Below are 16,337 nucleotides of genomic sequence, written 5' to 3' on the forward strand. Positions count from 1 at the left end.
CTCCCCAACCGAAACTGACCCACAGATCAGTCAGGAGAGCCCCAAATGGGGGTGCCGGGGCGGCGGCGGCCGGCTGGGGCGGCAGGGTGCTAGCGCGGGGGCATGCGGAGGGCGCCGTCCAACCTGATTACCTCGCCGTTGAGGAGTTGGTTGTCGAGGATGTGGCGGACGAGGGCGGCGTACTCGGCGGGGCGGCCGAGGCGGGAGGGGTGCGGGATGGCCTTGCCCAGCTCTTCGCGGGTTTCTTCGGGGAGGCCTGCGAGCATGGGGGTTTCCATGGTGCCGGGGGCGATGGTGACGACGCGGATTCCCTTGTCTGCAAGGTCTCTCGCGGCGGTGAGGGTGAGGCCGACGATGCCGCCCTTGCTGGCTGCGTACGCCGCTTGGCCGACCTGGCCGTCGTACGCGGCGATCGAGGCGGTCATCACGACGACGCCGCGGTCGCCGTCTTCGCCGGCGTCGAGCGCGATCATTCGCTCGGCGGCCAGGCGGAGGACGTTGAAGGTACCGATCAGGTTGACCTCGATGACCTGCCGGAAAGTTGCCAGCGGCAACGGACCCTTGCGGCCGACGACGCGACCCGGGGTGGCGATGCCGGCGCAGGTGACGACAACGCGCAGGTCGCCGAGGGTGGCGGCTGCGTCGAGAGCTGCGATGACAGCGACTTCGTCGGTGACGTCGGCCGGGGCGAAGACGACGCGGTCACCGAGCTCGTCGGCAACGGCCTTGCCGGCCGACGACGGGAGGTCGACGATGACGACCCCGAGTCCGTCCGCGGCCAAGCGCCGTACGGTCGCCTCTCCGAGCCCGGAACCACCGCCGGTGACCAGTGCGACATCGGACGGGCCAAACTTCATGAAGCGCTCCTCAGCAGGTCGCGGCTGATGACGAGCCGCTGGATCTGGTTGGTTCCTTCGAAGATCTGGGTCACCTTGGCTTCGCGCATGTAGCGCTCGGCGGGGAACTCTCGCGTGTAACCGTAGCCGCCGAGGACCTGGACGGCGTCGGTTGTCACCTTCATCGCGGCGTCGGTGCAGACCAGCTTGGCGATCGCGGCCTGCTGGGTGAACGGGCGGCCGAGGTCGCGGCGACGGGCGGCCTGCAGGTACGTCGCTCGGCCGGACTCGACGGCGGCGGCCATGTCGGCGAGCAGGAATTGCACGCCCTGGAACTCACCGATCGCCTGGCCGAACTGCTGCCGCTGCTTCGCGTACGACGCGGCGACCTCGAGCGCGGCTTGCGCCAGACCGATCGCGCAGGCGGCGATCCCCAGCCGGCCGGAATCCAGCGCAGACAGGGCGATCCGCATGCCGTCGCCCTCGGCGCCGATCAGGTTCGCGGCGGGGATCCGGACGCCGTCGTAGTTGACCAGGGTGGTCGCCGAGCCGGTCAGGCCCATCTTGCGTTCGGGTGCGCCGAAGCTGAGGCCCTCAGCCGGCGCGGGCACGTGGAAGGCGGAAATACCGTGCTTCGGGTCTGCCGACGTACGGGCGAAGGTCGTGTAGAAGTCGGCGTGGGAGCCGTGGGTGATCCAGGACTTGGTGCCGGTCAGGACGTAGGAGTCGCCGTCGCGGACTGCCTTGGTGGTCATCGCGCTGATGTCGGAACCGGCCTGCGGCTCGGAGAGCGCGTAGGCGCCGAGCAGGTCGCCGCCGACCATGTCGGGCAGCAGGCGCTGCTTCTGCTCGTCGGTCCCGAAGCGGGCCATCGCATAGCTGGCCATGGTGTGCACCGAGACGCCGACACCGACCGACATCCAGGCGGCGGCGATCTCCTCAAGCATCTGCAGGTAGACCTCGTACGGCTGCTCAGCGCCACCCCACTGCTCCGGGTAGGGCAGACCCAGCAGGCCGGCCTTGCCGAGCGTGCGGAACGCGTCCCGCGGGAACGACTCGGTCTCCTCGGCCTTGGCGGCGTACGGAGCGAGCTCGTGCTCGGCCAGGTCGCGGACAAGCGCGAGCAGGTCGGCGGATTCCTCGGTCGGCAAGAGGCGATCGACAGTCATCAGGCAGCCCTCCCCGGGTCTACCCAAACGATACCAGGAATGATACTAACGGCCATACTTCAGTATCGTTCTATGCTGTCTCGTTATGACGACAGTCGTGCCGGGGCGCCGCACGCGGAGGCAGAGCGAACTGCTCGACCGCCTCCTGTCCCTGTTCCTCGAACAAGGCTTCAGCCGGTTCACGCTGGACGACCTGGCCGCCGAACTGCGCTGCAGCAAAACGACCCTGTACGCGCTCGCGCCGAGCAAGGAACAGCTCGCCGTCGAGGTGGTCAAGCACTACTTCAAGAACGCCACCGCGCAGGTCGAGTCCGCGGTCGCGCGGCAGACCCGGCACGACCGGCGGATCGCGGCGTACCTGAACGCCGTTGCCGACGCGCTCCGACCGGCCAGCCGGACCTTCCTGGACGACGTCGCGACATTCGCGCCGGCCCGCTCGGTCTACGAGCGGAACACCCGGATCGCCGCCGACCGGGTCCGGACGCTGATCGAGGACGGGATCAACAGCAAGACCTTCCGGCAGGTCGACATCGCGTTCGCCGCCGAGATGATCGCGCACACGATGCAGGCCATTCAGCGCGGCGACATTGCTCGCCGTACGGGCTTGAGCGACGCGGAGGCGTACCGCGAACTGGCGTCCTTCGTGCTGCATTCACTGCGGCTGGACTAGGTTTCTCAAGGTGGAACTGACGCTGGGGCCGCTGCTGCGGTACGTCGACGAGACGCGGGCGACCATCTGGGTGGAGACCTCCTCGGCGTGTTCGGTGGAGGTACTGGGGCATACCGCGCAGACGTGGTCGGTGCATGGGCATCACTACGCGCTCGTACTGATCGAAGGGCTCGCGCCGGACAGCGCTACGCCGTACGACGTGCGCCTGGACGGCTCAGTGGTTTGGCCGTTGCCGGAGTCCTCGTTTGGGCCGAGTGTGATCCGGACGCCGCGATCCGATGGCTCGTTCCGGATGACCTTCGGGTCTTGTCGACGGTCTGCGCCGTTCACTGCCGAGGGGTTCAAGCAGTTCGGACCTGATGCGCTGGTGGCGCTGGCCAATGGGCTTGAAGAGTTGCCTGATGCGCTCCTGCTCCTCGGAGATCAGGTGTACGCCGATGAGCCGTCGGATGCAGTCCGGCAGCGGCTGCGGGAGGCGCACGGCGGACGGCAGGGCTCCGAGGTGGCCGACGAGATCGGGAACTTCGAGGAGTACACCTGGCTGTACGACGACGCCTGGCTCGAGCCGGCGGTGCGGTGGCTGTTCTCGACCGTGCCGCTGTGCATGCTGCTCGACGACCACGACCTGCGCGACGACTGGAACACCTCACTGACCTGGCGTCAGTGGGTGACCGCTCAGCCGTGGTGGCGGGACCGCGTGGTCGGGGCATACGCGTCGTACTGGGTCTATCAGCACCTGGGGAACCTCTCGCCCGAGCAGCTCGCCCAGGACGCGACGTACCGGGCCATGCTGACGCTCTCTGATGACGAGGAGCGGACGGCATACCTGGAGAGCTTTGCGTGGGCTGCGGACGACGACCCGGTCACCGCTCGCTGGAGCTTCTACCGAGACTTCGGTACGGCGGACCGCGGCGTACGGCTGGTTGCGATCGACTCGCGCTGTTCGCGGCATCTGGAGCCGAACGAGCGCGCCATGGTCGATGCGCACGAGTGGTCCTGGGTGCGTCACGCAGTGCTCGAGGCAGGTCGGCCGATTCACCATCTGCTGCTGGCATCCACGCTGCCGTTCCTCCTCGCGCCGGGACTGCACCATCTGGAGGGCTGGGACGAGGCGATCTCGTCTGGCGCGTGGGGACCGCGGGGCGCGCGTCTTGGCGAGCGGATCCGGCAGGGGATGGACCTGGAGCACTGGGCGTCGTTCCGGAAGTCCTTCGACGATGTGACCGCGCTGTTGACCGCAGTGGTGAGTGGCGAGGACCCACCGGCGTCGATTCTGATGCTGTCGGGTGATGTGCACTGCAGCTACATCGCCGAGGCCTCACTGGGCGCTGTAGATCACCCCGGTACGGCGATCCGGCAGCTGACGATGTCGCCGTTCCGCAACCCGGTGCCGCGGCATCTGCGGTGGGCGAACCATCTGCTGGATGCGCGATGGATGACGTGGCTGCTCCACCGCCTGGCACGGTCGGCCGGCGTACGGGATGTGGCGGCGGACTGGCGACTCACGCACGGGCCGTGGTTCGACAACGGTGCCATGACAGTGCGGTTGTCGGGTGAAAGCTGGGCGGTCGATGTGGACCACGCAGAGCTGCGTGGTGACCAGCAGTTGCTGGCTCGCACGCTGAGTTACCCGCAGTCGAGCGTTTGACGTCCTGATGCTGCCAGACCGCCTGTGAAGGCCCTTCGCCATGGGAGGTTGATCGCATGAGATCTTCGACCATCCGCCGGAGCGCAGTGGCCCTCGCCGCAACTGCGCTCGTCGCCGCCGCCGTTGTACCGGCCGCGCAGGCTGAGCCTGTGAAGCCGCCCCGGCTGTCCGCAGCCGCTATCTCCTCGGCTCTCGCCAAGGACGTGACCACGCCGGGTACTGCCTGGCAGACCGAACCAGATGGCACCGTGCTGGTGTCCTACGACTCCACAGTGACCGGGGCCAAGCTGTCCGAGCTCACTGCCGCAACACGCCGTCTCGGGGAGGGCGTGAAGCTGGAGAAGCTGTCCGGCAAGCTGCAGAAGTACGTCACCGGTGGTGAGGGGACGTGGGGCGGCGAGTACAAGTGCTCGGTCGGCTTCAACGTGTACGCCAAGGGGCGCTACTCGTTCCTGACCGCGGGACACTGCGGGAACGTCGCCAAGACCTGGTACGCCAACCCCGAGCACAGCGTCAAGATCGGGACGCTGCGCAGCTCCAGCTACCCGGGCAACGACTACGCACTGGTGGACTACCCGGTCGGCGTCAAGAAGCCGGGTGGCAGCGTCTACCTGTACAACGGGAAGTCGCAGGACATCACGCGGGCGACCACGCCGGCGTTCGGGACCTACGTGTACCGGGCCGGGGTGACCAGCGGGCTGCACAGCGGGACTGTGCGCGGGCTGAACGCGACCGTGAACTACGGCGACGGCCGGATCACCGGACTGATCCGGACCAGCGTCTGCGCCGAGCCGGGTGACTCCGGTGGTCCGCTGTTCAGTGGGCGCAGCGCGTATGGGCTGACCTCGGGCGGAACCGGTGACTGCAAGACACCGGGTGGCGTGACGTACTTCCAGCCGGTCACCGAGGTCCTCGCGGCGTACGGGGTCGTCGTTTACTGATTTTTTCCCCGGAGCGTGCGGAAAACCTTCTCACGCTCCGGGTTCGTTCGAATACTCTACGGTGATCACGGGTAGAACTCCTCACGGTTGAAGTCAAGGACGCACCCGCCCCGAGCGCGTCCTCATCGTGAGGAGGCTGAAACCGTGAACGTTTCCCGCCGCACCACCGCCATCCTGGCTGCCGCCGGGCTCGCCGCCGCTCTCCTGGCCGCCGGCCCAGCATCCGCCGCTCCCGCCGTACCGTCGCCCGCCGCCATCACCTCGGCCCTCAACTCCGAGGCCCGCATCCCCGGCACCGCCTGGCAGACCAACCCCGACGGCCGCATCATCGTGTCGTACGACGACACCGTGAGCGCGTCGAAGCTGTCGGCCCTGACCCGCGTCACCGACCGGTTCGGTTCCGCGGTCACCCTCGAGAAGATCCCCGGCAAGCTCACCAAGTACATCTCCGGTGGCGACGCCATCTACGGCGGCCAGTACCGCTGCTCGCTCGGCTTCAACGTCAAGGACGCCGCCGGTGCGTTCTACTTCGTCACCGCCGGCCACTGCGGCAACATCGCGTCCAGCTGGTACGCGAACTCCGCGAAGACCACGCTGCTTGGCAACGTCACCGGCTCCAGCTTCCCCGGGAACGACTACGCGATCGTCAAGTACAGCACGTCGTACACCAACCACCCCGGCAACGTGAACCTCTACAACGGTTCCACGCAGGACATCACGTCCGCCGCCAACGCCACCGTCGGCCAAGCCGTCAAGCGCTCCGGCTCCACCACCGGCCTCCGCTCCGGCTCAGTCACCGCCACCAACGCCACCGTCAACTACGCCGAAGGCACCGTCACCGGCCTCATCCGCACCAACGTCTGCGCCGAAGGCGGCGACTCCGGCGGCGCCCTCTTCGCCGGCACCGTAGCCCTGGGCCTCACCTCCGGCGGCTCCGGCAACTGCTCCTCCGGCGGCACCACCTTCTTCCAGCCCGTAGTAGAGGTCCTCAACCGCTACAGCGTCAACGTCTACTGACAAAAAGGTGAGCTGCGGCTAGGTGGGCGCCCACCTAGCCGTAGCATCATTTCCTACGCCACGAAGGTGTGCCAGACATCGACGAAGTACTCGCGGTCGTCGTCCTCCGTCGGCTCGTCGGTCACCTCAAGCTCTGACCAGGCAATGAAGCTCGCGGCGTTCAGAAGGTCGCCCACGACGTGCTCGAGCTGCGCCTGGCGCACCGTTGCCCCGAACAACAACTTGTCCGGCGGCAACGAAGTGATGGAGGACCGCAGCTGCCCAGCCTGCTCGTCATGCCAGACATAGAACACCGCAGGTGTCAGCAATCCCTCCGCGGCGAATCTGGTGCGCAAGGCAGCGACACACAACTTGTACGCACCAACGACCTCGGCGACCGTGAGCTTCGCACGCTCATCTTCCGAGCAGCTCAGGAGCCAGGTGTTATCGCGGGTCTCCTGGAGCGAGTCCGCCGGGTTGAGCCGATACTCCTCGGTCGCCAACTCCGCGATGAACTGAAGCAGGCTCACCGCCTCCGTTCCTTGTCGCGTTCGGCGATCAACAGATCCGAGAGGCTGGCGATGGTGGGGGCAAGCGTTGCCATCAGTTCGGGCATGCCAGGCTGCATCGGCGGTGTCGGGGCAGCGTCAGAGATCGGCAGGCCGGGGTTTCTTCCATCACCCAAGTACAGCACCCGCACGCAGCTGAGTCCGGCGAATTTCCGCAAGCTCCTGCTCGACCGCGCAGAGCACGCTGGCTCCACTCGACCTAGCGGCGGCACCCAGTGAACCCAGTGTGTCGAGTGGCGCGAGTGTGTAGCAGGTAAGGGCTTACCGGCAGCAAGGTCCGCACACTCGACGGTCTGCGCGGCGGGTGGGTTCACTGGCGGGCGCACGGCGCGCACCGAACCACCTGCGATTGCCCACTACACCAGGCATATGCCCACTTTTTCGGGCATATGCCTGGGTGGAAATCAGACCGCGCGGCGGCGGGAGATTTCGTAGAGGGCTACGCCGGTGGCGATGCCGGCGTTGAGGGATTCGGTGGCGGACGTCATCGGGATGGAGACGATGAGGTCGCAGTTCTCGCGGACCAGGCGGGCCAGGCCTTTGCCTTCGGAGCCTACGACCAGGACGATCGGCTCGGTGGCGGCTTCGAGGGCGGGGAGTTCTACGGCTCCGCCCATGTCGAGGCCGATGACCAGGAGGCCGGCTTCCTTGTAGGACTTGAGGGTCCGGTTGAGGTTGGTGACCCGGGCGACCGGGATGCGGGCGGCGGCGCCGGCCGACGTCTTCCACGCGGAGGCGGAGATCTGGGCGGCGCGGCGCTCGGGGACGACGACGCCGTGGGCGCCGAAGGCTGCTGCGGAGCGGGTGATCGCGCCTAGGTTGCGCGGGTCGGTGACGCCGTCGAGGGCGACGATCAGCGGGACCTCGTGGGCGTTGTGGGCCCGGTCCAGCAGGTCGTCGGGGTGTGCGTACTCGTACGGCGGGATCTGCAGCGCGACGCCTTGGTGGGCGCCGCCGGCGGTGACGCGGTCGAGCTCGGGGCGCGGGACCTCGAGGACCGGGAGGCCGATCTGGGCCGCGATCAGGAGTGCTTCGCGCAGGCGGGCGTCACGCTCGGTGCCTTCGGCAACGTGCAAGGCAGCAGCCGGTACGCCGGCGCGCAGTGCCTCGACGACCGGGTTGCGGCCGTAGACCCACTCGACAGTCGCGTCGGCGTCCTTGCGCGGCGTACGACGGCGCGTGTCGCGCTCCTCGGCCCGCTCTTTGGCCTTGGCCCGCTTGTGGGCTGGGTGCTTGGTGCGGTCGACCGCCTTCGGCGTCGGGCCCCGGCCCTCCAGACCCTGGCGGACGCGTCCGCCGGACCCGGCTGTCGGGTTTCCGCGCTTCTTCCGGATGGCGCCCTTACGCTGGCTACTGCCTGGCACGTCAGTTTCCTTCGATCGTGTTCGGCGCCGCGAGCGTCCAGCGCGACCCCTGGGGTGTGTCCTCGACAACAACGCCGAGCGCCTTCAGTCGGTCGCGGATCGCGTCCGACGCGGCGTAGTCCTTGCGTGCACGAGCGGCCTGTCGCTGCTCCAGCAGCGCCTTCACCAGCCCGTCGACGACCTCGGTGAGCTCGTCGCCAGCCCCGGCGCGGGACGCCCAGGGCTCTGCCAGCGGATCCAGTCCGAGCACGCCGAGCATGCCCCGAACCGCCGCCAGCGACTCCCGCAACGCGGCCGAGTCGCCGTCGGCGACCAGCTTGTTCCCGTCGCGGACAGTGTTGTGCAGTACGGCGACCGCAGCCGGCGTACCCAAGTCGTCGTCCATCGCCGTCACGAACTCCGACGGCAGTTCGGCAGCCGGCGAGACCCCGCCGGTCACCTCGGTCGCCCGGGTGACGAACCCGTCGATCCGCTGGAAGCTCTTCGCGGCTTCGTCGAGCGCCTCGAACGAGAACTCGACCACCGACCGGTAGTGCGACTGCACGAGGTAGTAGCGCAGCTCGATCGGCCGCACCCGCTCGACGACGTTCCGGACGACGGCGCTGTTGCCCATCGACTTCGACATCTTCTCGCCGGCCGTGGTGACGAGCGCGTTGTGCATCCACGTCCGGGCGAACTTCTGCCCGACCGCAGTCGACTGCGCCAGCTCGTTCTCGTGGTGCGGGAACCGCAGGTCCAGCCCGCCGCCGTGGATGTCGAACTCGTCGCCGAGGTACTTCCCGGCCATCGCCGAGCACTCCAGATGCCAGCCCGGGCGGCCGCGTCCCCACGGGGTCGGCCAGGAGGCCGTCCGCGGCGTGCCCTCGGTGTAGCCCTTCCAGAGCGCGAAGTCGCGGGGGTCGCGCTTGCCGCGCGGGTCCGCGTCGGCGGCGACCTCCATGTCGGCGATCTTCTGGTGCGAGAGCGCCCCGTACGCCGGCCACGACTTCACGTCGAAGTAGACGTCACCCGATCCGTCCGGAGCGACGTACGCGTGCCCGGCCTCGATCAGCTGGTCGATCATCTCCAGCATCTCCGGGATGTGCCCGGTGGCGCGCGGCTCGTACGTCGGCGGGCGGCAGCCCAGTACGTCGTACGACCAGTGCAGCTCGTGCTCGAACTCGTACGCGTGGGCCCACCACGGGACGTCCCGTTCGGCCGACTTGGCCAGGATCTTGTCGTCGATGTCGGTCACGTTCGCAATGACCGTGACCTCGTACCCCGAGCGCTCGAACCAGCGCCGCAGGACGTCGAAGACGACCTCCTTGTAGATGTGCCCGACATGCGGGGCACCCTGCACCGTCAGCCCACAGTGGTAGATCCCGACCTTGCCCGGATGGACCGGTACGAAATCCCTCACTGTTGCCGTCGCGGTGTCGTACAAGCGAAGTGTCACCGGTCAAGGGTAACGGGAAGTGGCACTTCTCCTTGACAGAATGTCCACAGCACCCCTCAGGAGGACCCTTGTCGAACCAGTACGGCCCACCCCCGCAGCAGTACGGCGGTCCGCCGCAGCAGTACGGCCCGCCGCAGCAGCAGTACTGGGGGCCGCCGCCGGGACCGCCGCAAGGACCGCCCATGGGGCCGCCGCCCGGCCAACCGCCGTACGGCGGCCCGCCGCTGGGTGGACCCCCGTACGGCGGACCTCCGTACGGCGGTCCTCCGCAGGGTGGACCGGGTTTCGGGTTCGGCGGTGGCGGCTATCCCCCGCCCAAGAAGAAGCGCAGCAAGGCGCCATTCATCGTCGTACCGGCGGTGCTGCTGTTTGCGGGCGTGGTCTCGCTCTACCTGTTCGCGCTGCACGCCAAGCAGGAGCGCCGGAACAGCTACTCCAGCCCGCAGCCGACGTACAGCTCGACGTACTCGCCGAGCTCGGATCCCAGTGACGAGCCGTCCTACAACCCGACCGGCACCCGCCCGACGAGTGCGCAACCGACGCAGGCTCGGCCGACCCAGCCGAGCCCCACGAAGAAGGTGCCGCCGCAACCCTCGGACAAAGATCTGACGGCGCGGAACAAGCTGTACAAGAGTGGCGTCCAGGCGTCGGTGAACTGTCGCGAGCCGAAGGCCCGGCCGTCCGGTATGCCCGGTGCCCGCCAGTACTACGCGGGCGTGGTCGCCTGCCTCAACCGGGCCTGGCCGGCGCAGGTGCGCAAATCCGGTGTCGCCTTCCAGGCGCCGAAGGTGATGGCTTTCTGGGGCTCCGTCAACACTCCGTGCAGCGGTAACGCACCGAGCTCGTTCTACTGCAGCGCGAACCACACCATCTACATGGATGCCAAGACCGACATCGAGCACTACCGGAAGTACCCGCAGGCGTACCAGCGGGTCTACCGGCGCGCGAACATGGCCGACACGGTCGCGCACGAGTACGGCCACCACATCCAGGCTCTGACCGGCATCCTGGCCGCCCAGAACCGGATCAGGTACGAGTCGAGCTACGCCACGTCGCTGGAGATGAGCCGGCGCAAGGAGATCCAGGCGACTTGCTTCGGACACGTCTTCCTGGGAGCGAACCGCCGGACCTACCCGGTCGCCGGCATGTTCAAGCAACAGCTGGACTGGCTCAGCGCGAACTCGGGCGACGAGTACGGCCCGGTCCGCGACCACGGCAGCAAGGCGATCCAGCCGTACTGGGCCAACCGCGGCTTCAAGTCGCGCAACCCTGCACTGTGCAACACCTTCGTCGCAGGGCCGCAGTTCGTCCGGTAAACAACTTGCAGGGGTCCCATAGCCTCGATTGGTGACCTACTCGTTGCCAATCGAGACTGACCGTCTGACCCTGCGCCGCTACGTTGAGACCGACTACGACGACCTGCTGAAGCTGCAGTCCAACCCTGAGGTCACGCGGTTCCTCCTGTATGACCCGAAGACGCCGGACGAGGTGACGGAATCCCTCGCCGGCCGGATGGCCGACGTACCGATGGACGGGCCGGACCAGGCCCTCACCCTCGCGGTGATCCTGCGCGCTACCGGTCAGCACCTCGGCGAGGTGACGCTGTTCGTGGAGAACTTCGCACACCAGGGCGGTGAGCTCGGGTTCGTCTTCCACCCGGAGTCGCACGGGCACGGGTACGCCGCAGAGGCGTCGCGCGAGCTGTTGCGGCTCGGGTTCGAGGAGCTCGAGATGCACCGGATCATCGGGCGTCTGGACGCCACCAACGACGCCTCGGCGAAGCTGCTGGAGCGGCTCGGGATGCGCCAGGAGGCGCGCTTCGTCCGGAACGAGTTCCTCAAGGGTCAATGGACCGACGAGGCCGTCTTCGCGATGCTGCAGGACGAGTGGAACGAACGTTTGTAAATAATTAACCGGTTCGCCCAGAAATTGCGGCACGCGTTCACCGCGACAGCGGCGGTCGCCGGGTCTACCGTCGAAAGATGACCGCCCCTCGTACCCTCACCGCCCTGATCGCCGGTGTGGTCGTGCTGAGCTCGGCAGTACTGCCGAGCGAGGCCGTGAAGGTAGCCCCACCGCGACAGATCGCCTTCCACACGTGGACGTCGAACGCCGACTTCCTCGCCGGTGCGCACTCCGGCACCACCGTCACCGACGGTTCGCTGACCTTCGGCCAGGCCACCGGCACTACGCCGTACGTCGATCCGTTCGGCGACGGGACCGCCAAGAGCTACGACCAGGCCAGCTGGGTCTCGCCACCGGTCAGTACCGGCTTCGGGGCGACCGAGCTGATCGCCTCCTGGAACGCGACCACCCCGCCCGGTACCTGGGTCGAAGTGTCGATGGCGGGCAAGACGAACCTCGGTGCGACCACCAAGTGGTACGTGCTCGGCCGCTGGACCGGCGGCGACAACACAGGTGCCGGCGACATCCACCGGACCTCCGTGCCGAGCCAGGGCGACACCAACGGCCGCGTGGCCGTCGACACCTTCGTAGCGGCCAAGAACCGCTGGGTGGATCGCTGGCAACTCAAGGTGACGCTCTACCGCCTCAGCGGGTCCGCTCAGGCACCACTGGTCCGCTCGGTCGGCGCAGTGTCCTCGCGACTGCCTTCCGACGCGACAGTTGCCGTGAGCCCCCTTGGCGGCGCGGAGGGCGTCGTGCTGGATGTGCCGACGTACTCGCAGGAGACGCATATCGGCCACTACCCGCAGTGGGACAACGGCGGTGAGGCATGGTGCTCAGCGACGTCGACCGCGATGGTGCTGGACTACTACAACGCCGGTCCGACTGCCGGCGAGACCAGCTGGGTCGATCCGGCCGATGCTGATCCGCAGGTCGACCACTCCGCCCGCCATGTCTTCGACTACGCGTACGACGGCGCTGGCAACTGGCCGTTCAACACCGCGTACGCCGGAACGCGCGGAATGGACGCCTTTGTCACCAGACTGCGCTCTCTGACCGAGGCGGAGCAGTTCATCAAGGCCGGTATCCCACTGGTCGCCTCACTGTCGTTCAAGAAGGGCGACCTGCCCGGTGCGGGCTACGGAACGAACGGACACCTCATGGTGATCGTCGGCTTCGCACCGAACGGCGATGTCGTCGTCAACGACCCCGCGTCACACCTGATCGCCAGCAACGACCAGGTGCGCACGACCTACAACCGAGCTGCCTTCGAGAACGCCTGGGTCCCGCACTCGGGTGGACTCGTCTACGTCATCCACCCGGCCGGTACGCCGCTCCCACCGCACGAGCCCCAGGCGAACTGGTAGAGGGCGTCTGGGGGCTCAGCGGGCGAACAGTGCGCCGGTGAGGTTGGTAGTGAGGTTCCGCAGCGAGTCCGGCAGGTTCTGCAGGTGCCAGCCACGCGGACCGCGGTACCAGGCGAACCCTTCGTCCTCATCGGCGTCGTCGTCCGTCGCCACCAGCGCGTCGATCCAGCGCTCCGAGCCACCGAGCACCACTGCGTACGGGAGAGCCCGTGCGCAGAGCTCGGCGTGCTGGTCGGCCGGAAGCTCGCTGATGTCCATCTCCGCCAGCTCACCGCGGATCGCAGCGATCTGGCCGAGCACCCGGCCGGCGGCCGGAGCCTTGGCCGGCATGTGCCGACCGATGAACAGCAGTCCGACACCAACAGCGGTGATCGCCAAGCCCACAAGGCCCCAGCTGCTCAGCACTGCCAGCAGAACAGTCAGTACGACGCCAGCAACCGTCGTACCGATGCCGATGGTCGCCCACAGCGAGCGGGTGCGGTCCGGGCGCTCGTTGAACCAGCCGCGCTTGACCACTCCGTCGTACAGGGCGTCCTGCACCTGGGCGAGGTTGGCGCGCACCTGGCGGCCGAGCTCGGAGACCAGCACCGAGTCGGAGTCGCCGAAGACGGCGCGGATCAGCACGTTCTCGTAGCGCTGCAGCTCCTCGGACGGAGCGTTCGACACCCGACGCAGCTCCCAGTCCGGACGCGCGTACTCGCTGCGGTGCTCGAGCTCGCTAATCGTGATGTGACCGCGGACAGCCAGGTCGATGATGGACGCGGTCACGTCGACCGGGTCGATCCGCTCGTCGATCAGCGTGCCGACCTCACCGGGCCGCAGATCCGACGGCGGCGTGAAGCCGATGCGCGCATCGGTTCCAAGGCTGAACAGCGAAGCCGGTACGACGCGTCGCGGGTCGACCTCGTCGCGGCCGCGAAGGCGGTAGAGCAGCAGCAGTGCCAGCGCACCCAGCACCAGCAGCCCGACCGCGGTCAGCAGCTGTGCAGTGTCGGTGGAGAACGAGCGCGAGAACGTCTTGCGGTACTCGACGATCGAGTTGGCCGCGATCTCCCCCGCGGGGAAGCCCACCGTCATCCGCACCGTGTTGCCCGGCGGCAGACTGGTCTGCTCGAACGTCGGGCCGGCCACCTCACCGGTCTGCGCCAGCGTGCAGGGGGTGTTGCTGTCGATCGCGCCGACGAAGCAGGCGATGTGGCTGGTCTCGGGGACGCTGTACTCGACGTGCACCGCCTGAATGGTCAGGTTGATGCCGCTCAGCGGAGCGAACTGCACCTCGGTGCCGTTCAGCGTCGTCGCCACTGCGCCCTTGACCGTGTAGGTGACGTCCAGCTGGGTGTCGCCGCTCAGGTCGCCGACTGCGATCGAGGTGACATCCCCCTCGACCTTCTGGTCGACCTTCTTGTCCGCGCCACCGGCCTTGACCTTGAGGTCGCCGACCTGCTGCACGTGGTCGATGTCGTCGGCCAGGTGCCGCCGGGTGAGCAGGAACCGGCTGAAGGTGCCGGTGACATTGCTCAGCTTCCAGGTCTCAGCGACCCGGAGCAGACCGTCCTCCTCGACCCGGACCTGCGCCGAGTAACTGGTCACGACCGGATCGGCCGAGCTATGGGTGGGTGCCGCGCCCGCCGGCACGCCGGTCAGGGCGGCAAGACCGAGAGCACACAGGGAAGTCCCGAGCAGACGTAGACGCATCGACCAATCACACCGTAAAGAGAGGGTCAGTTGACCCGGGCACCATACCGTGACGGCGGCCGGGCGATGTGTTCTATGCCGCTGGCAACGACCCGGCGGCTCCGCTACGGTCGGACGCGTGTCAGGCAACCAGTGGGGCCCACCGCCCGGCCAGTACCCTCAGCAGCCGCCACAGGGCCAATACCCGCCGCCGGGAGCACCCTGGCCGCAACAGCCGCCGTACAGCCCTCCTCAGTACGGCGTGCCGCAGTACGGCCCGCCGCCCGGGCAACCGCAGTTCGGCTGGGGCGCCGGTCCTGGTGGACCGCGGCCGCCACAGAAGAGGAGTGGTGGCGGCGCCAAGATCGCGCTGATCATCGTGGGCGTTGTCGTCGTCGGTGTGGTCGGGCTGTCCGGTCTCTCGGCACTGCTGAAGCACAACGGCAGTAGCGACGGGCCGTACACCAGCCGGCCGGAGCCGACAGACACGTCGACCTACAGTCCGACCTATAGCCCGACGTACTCGCCGACTGTGGACCGTCCGGATCCCACACCGACCGCCAGCCAGCCGGCGCCCACCACGAGCCGTCCGGCTCCGCGGCCGACCGCACCGCGATCCACCCAGCCGACCAAGAAGCCGGTGGTGGTCACGAACCTCGACGTCGTGGCCCGGAACCGCCTCTACAAGTCCGGTGCGATGCGATCGGTGAGCTGCAAGGAGTCCTCGGCCAGGCCGGCGACCGCTGCGGGGGCGACCACCAACTACCGGAACCTGTGGAACTGCCTGAACCGGTCGTGGCCATCGCTGGTCACCAAGTCCGGAGCGACATTCCGCGCACCGAGCGTGCGGACGTTCTCCGGCAACATCAGCACGCCGTGCGGCACCTGGTACGACTCCGGACCGCCGTTCTACTGCGGTGGCAACGAGACGATCTATATGAACCTCACCGAGGACGTCGGCAACTACAACCAGTATTCGCAGAGCTCCGCACGGGTCTGGGCCCGGATGTGGATGCTGCACCAGTTCGCCCACGAGTACGGACACCACGTGCAGCAGCTGACCGGTATCTTCTCCGCAGCGCACCGCATGCAGTACGACGCACCGTCGACCGCGAAGGAGCTGGAGATCAGCCGCCGGATCGAGCTGCAGGCGTCATGCTTCAGCGACATCTTCATCGGAGCGAACCGGAACAGCTACCCGATCTCCGGTCAGTCCGCGACCGAGTGGCGCTTCCTGATCGGACATGTCACCGACAAGGCCAACGACCACGGTGACGCCGGCAACCACAAGTACTGGGCGCTCCGCGGCTACAACACGCGTAACCCGAACTCGTGCAACACCTATGTCGCGTCACCCCGGAAAGTGCAGTAACTCACCGACGAGCCGCCGTAGCTGGCGCCAGGCCCCAGGATCACGCAGAGTATGACCCGGGGGCGAACGGCGAACGCCTGGGGGGCAAGGTTCGTGCGCGGCTTCGGCACCCCGAGAAGCGCCGGAAGCAGTATGTCGACGGCTACACCCAGCAAGGTCGTGAGGAGTTTTGATGTCGGACAGTGGGAACCCACCACGGGGGGACGAACCGGCGGACGGCGAGAACGCCGCTCCCGCGGAGCGCGGCGACGCGGCGTCTACCAAGTGGTGGACCGGGAGCGAGGCCAAGCGTGAGTTCCAGGACCCGTCCGGGTCCGAGGAGCAGGCCCCGGCGAACAACTGGTTCGGCGACGGCTGGAAGGCTCGCCGCCCCCAAGACCCCAGCAAACCC

At 67.8% G+C, this 16,337-nt stretch carries 15 protein-coding genes; 9 read left to right on the top strand and 6 right to left on the bottom strand.

Annotation, left to right across the window (positions count from 1 at the left end; translation table 11 throughout):
* Nucleotides 1-89: 89 nt before the first annotated feature.
* Together E1263_RS37390 and E1263_RS37395 are read right to left on the bottom strand one after the other, a co-directional pair.
* Nucleotides 90-857: an SDR family NAD(P)-dependent oxidoreductase gene (locus tag E1263_RS37390; RefSeq protein WP_132176289.1), complete on the bottom strand. Its 768-nt coding sequence runs from the start codon at nt 855-857 to the stop codon at nt 90-92.
* Nucleotides 854-2,005: an acyl-CoA dehydrogenase family protein gene (locus tag E1263_RS37395; RefSeq protein ID WP_132176291.1), complete on the bottom strand. Its 1,152-nt coding sequence runs from the start codon at nt 2,003-2,005 to the stop codon at nt 854-856. The genes E1263_RS37390 and E1263_RS37395 overlap by 4 nt, the downstream gene beginning before the upstream one ends.
* 85 nt (nt 2,006-2,090) lie before the next feature.
* Here E1263_RS37395 and E1263_RS37400 point away from each other — a divergent pair, with 85 nt between their 5' ends.
* The 4 genes from E1263_RS37400 (at nt 2,091) to E1263_RS37415 (ending at nt 6,281) form a co-directional block, all read left to right on the top strand.
* Nucleotides 2,091-2,675: a TetR/AcrR family transcriptional regulator gene (locus E1263_RS37400; RefSeq protein ID WP_132176293.1), complete on the top strand. Its 585-nt coding sequence runs from the start codon at nt 2,091-2,093 to the stop codon at nt 2,673-2,675.
* Nucleotides 2,676-2,685: 10 nt separating this feature from the next.
* Nucleotides 2,686-4,323: a DUF7800 domain-containing protein gene (locus E1263_RS37405; protein ID WP_132176295.1), complete on the top strand. Its 1,638-nt coding sequence runs from the start codon at nt 2,686-2,688 to the stop codon at nt 4,321-4,323.
* 56 nt (nt 4,324-4,379) lie between these two features.
* Nucleotides 4,380-5,264, top strand: coding sequence for a S1 family peptidase (locus E1263_RS37410; RefSeq protein ID WP_132176297.1), 885 nt, complete (start codon nt 4,380-4,382; stop codon nt 5,262-5,264).
* Nucleotides 5,265-5,408: 144 nt separating this feature from the next.
* Nucleotides 5,409-6,281 carry a S1 family peptidase gene (locus E1263_RS37415; RefSeq protein ID WP_132176299.1) on the top strand — a complete coding sequence of 291 codons (873 nt, stop codon included), beginning with the start codon at nt 5,409-5,411 and terminating at the stop codon, nt 6,279-6,281.
* A gap of 53 nt (nt 6,282-6,334) precedes the next feature.
* On the opposite strand, the gene E1263_RS37420 is transcribed toward E1263_RS37415, so the two are convergent.
* The 3 genes from E1263_RS37420 to cysS all read right to left on the bottom strand — a co-directional run bounded on the left by E1263_RS37420 (nt 6,335) and on the right by cysS (nt 9,628).
* Nucleotides 6,335-6,790, bottom strand: coding sequence for a hypothetical protein (locus tag E1263_RS37420; protein WP_132176301.1), 456 nt, complete (start codon nt 6,788-6,790; stop codon nt 6,335-6,337).
* Between the two features lie 443 nt (nt 6,791-7,233).
* Nucleotides 7,234-8,193, bottom strand: a complete 960-nt coding sequence (gene rlmB / locus E1263_RS37425) for a 23S rRNA (guanosine(2251)-2'-O)-methyltransferase RlmB (protein WP_132176303.1) — start codon at nt 8,191-8,193, stop codon at nt 7,234-7,236.
* A 1-nt stretch (nt 8,194) separates the two neighbouring features.
* Nucleotides 8,195-9,628 (bottom strand): cysteine--tRNA ligase, encoded by a 1,434-nt coding sequence (gene cysS / locus E1263_RS37430; RefSeq protein ID WP_132176305.1) that lies wholly within the window; start codon nt 9,626-9,628, stop codon nt 8,195-8,197.
* Nucleotides 9,629-9,696: 68 nt separating this feature from the next.
* Here cysS and E1263_RS37435 point away from each other — a divergent pair, with 68 nt between their 5' ends.
* From E1263_RS37435 to E1263_RS37445, 3 genes are all read left to right on the top strand, one after another.
* Complete coding sequence (locus E1263_RS37435) at nt 9,697-10,944, top strand: neutral zinc metallopeptidase (protein WP_132176307.1); 1,248 nt, start codon at nt 9,697-9,699, stop codon at nt 10,942-10,944.
* A 31-nt stretch (nt 10,945-10,975) separates the two neighbouring features.
* Nucleotides 10,976-11,533, top strand: a complete 558-nt coding sequence (locus tag E1263_RS37440) for a GNAT family N-acetyltransferase (protein ID WP_132176309.1) — start codon at nt 10,976-10,978, stop codon at nt 11,531-11,533.
* Nucleotides 11,534-11,610: 77 nt separating this feature from the next.
* Nucleotides 11,611-12,900, top strand: coding sequence for a peptidase C39 family protein (locus E1263_RS37445; protein WP_132176311.1), 1,290 nt, complete (start codon nt 11,611-11,613; stop codon nt 12,898-12,900).
* Between the two features lie 15 nt (nt 12,901-12,915).
* Here E1263_RS37445 and E1263_RS37450 read toward each other — a convergent pair whose 3' ends face one another.
* Entirely contained in the window at nt 12,916-14,595 is a 1,680-nt protein-coding gene (locus E1263_RS37450; RefSeq protein ID WP_132176313.1) for a DUF2207 domain-containing protein, read from the bottom strand.
* Between the two features lie 118 nt (nt 14,596-14,713).
* Between E1263_RS37450 and E1263_RS37455 the strand changes: the two genes are divergently transcribed.
* Both E1263_RS37455 and E1263_RS37460 read left to right on the top strand, forming a co-directional pair.
* Nucleotides 14,714-15,946, top strand: coding sequence for a neutral zinc metallopeptidase (locus tag E1263_RS37455; RefSeq protein ID WP_238161910.1), 1,233 nt, complete (start codon nt 14,714-14,716; stop codon nt 15,944-15,946).
* Between the two features lie 172 nt (nt 15,947-16,118).
* Nucleotides 16,119-16,337: hypothetical protein (locus tag E1263_RS37460; RefSeq protein WP_132176315.1), on the top strand; the 219-nt coding region annotated here is incomplete at its 3' end.

Origin of the sequence: Kribbella antibiotica, assembly GCF_004349055.1 — a bacterium.
In the GTDB taxonomy this organism is placed as follows: Bacteria; Actinomycetota; Actinomycetes; order Propionibacteriales; family Kribbellaceae; genus Kribbella; species Kribbella antibiotica.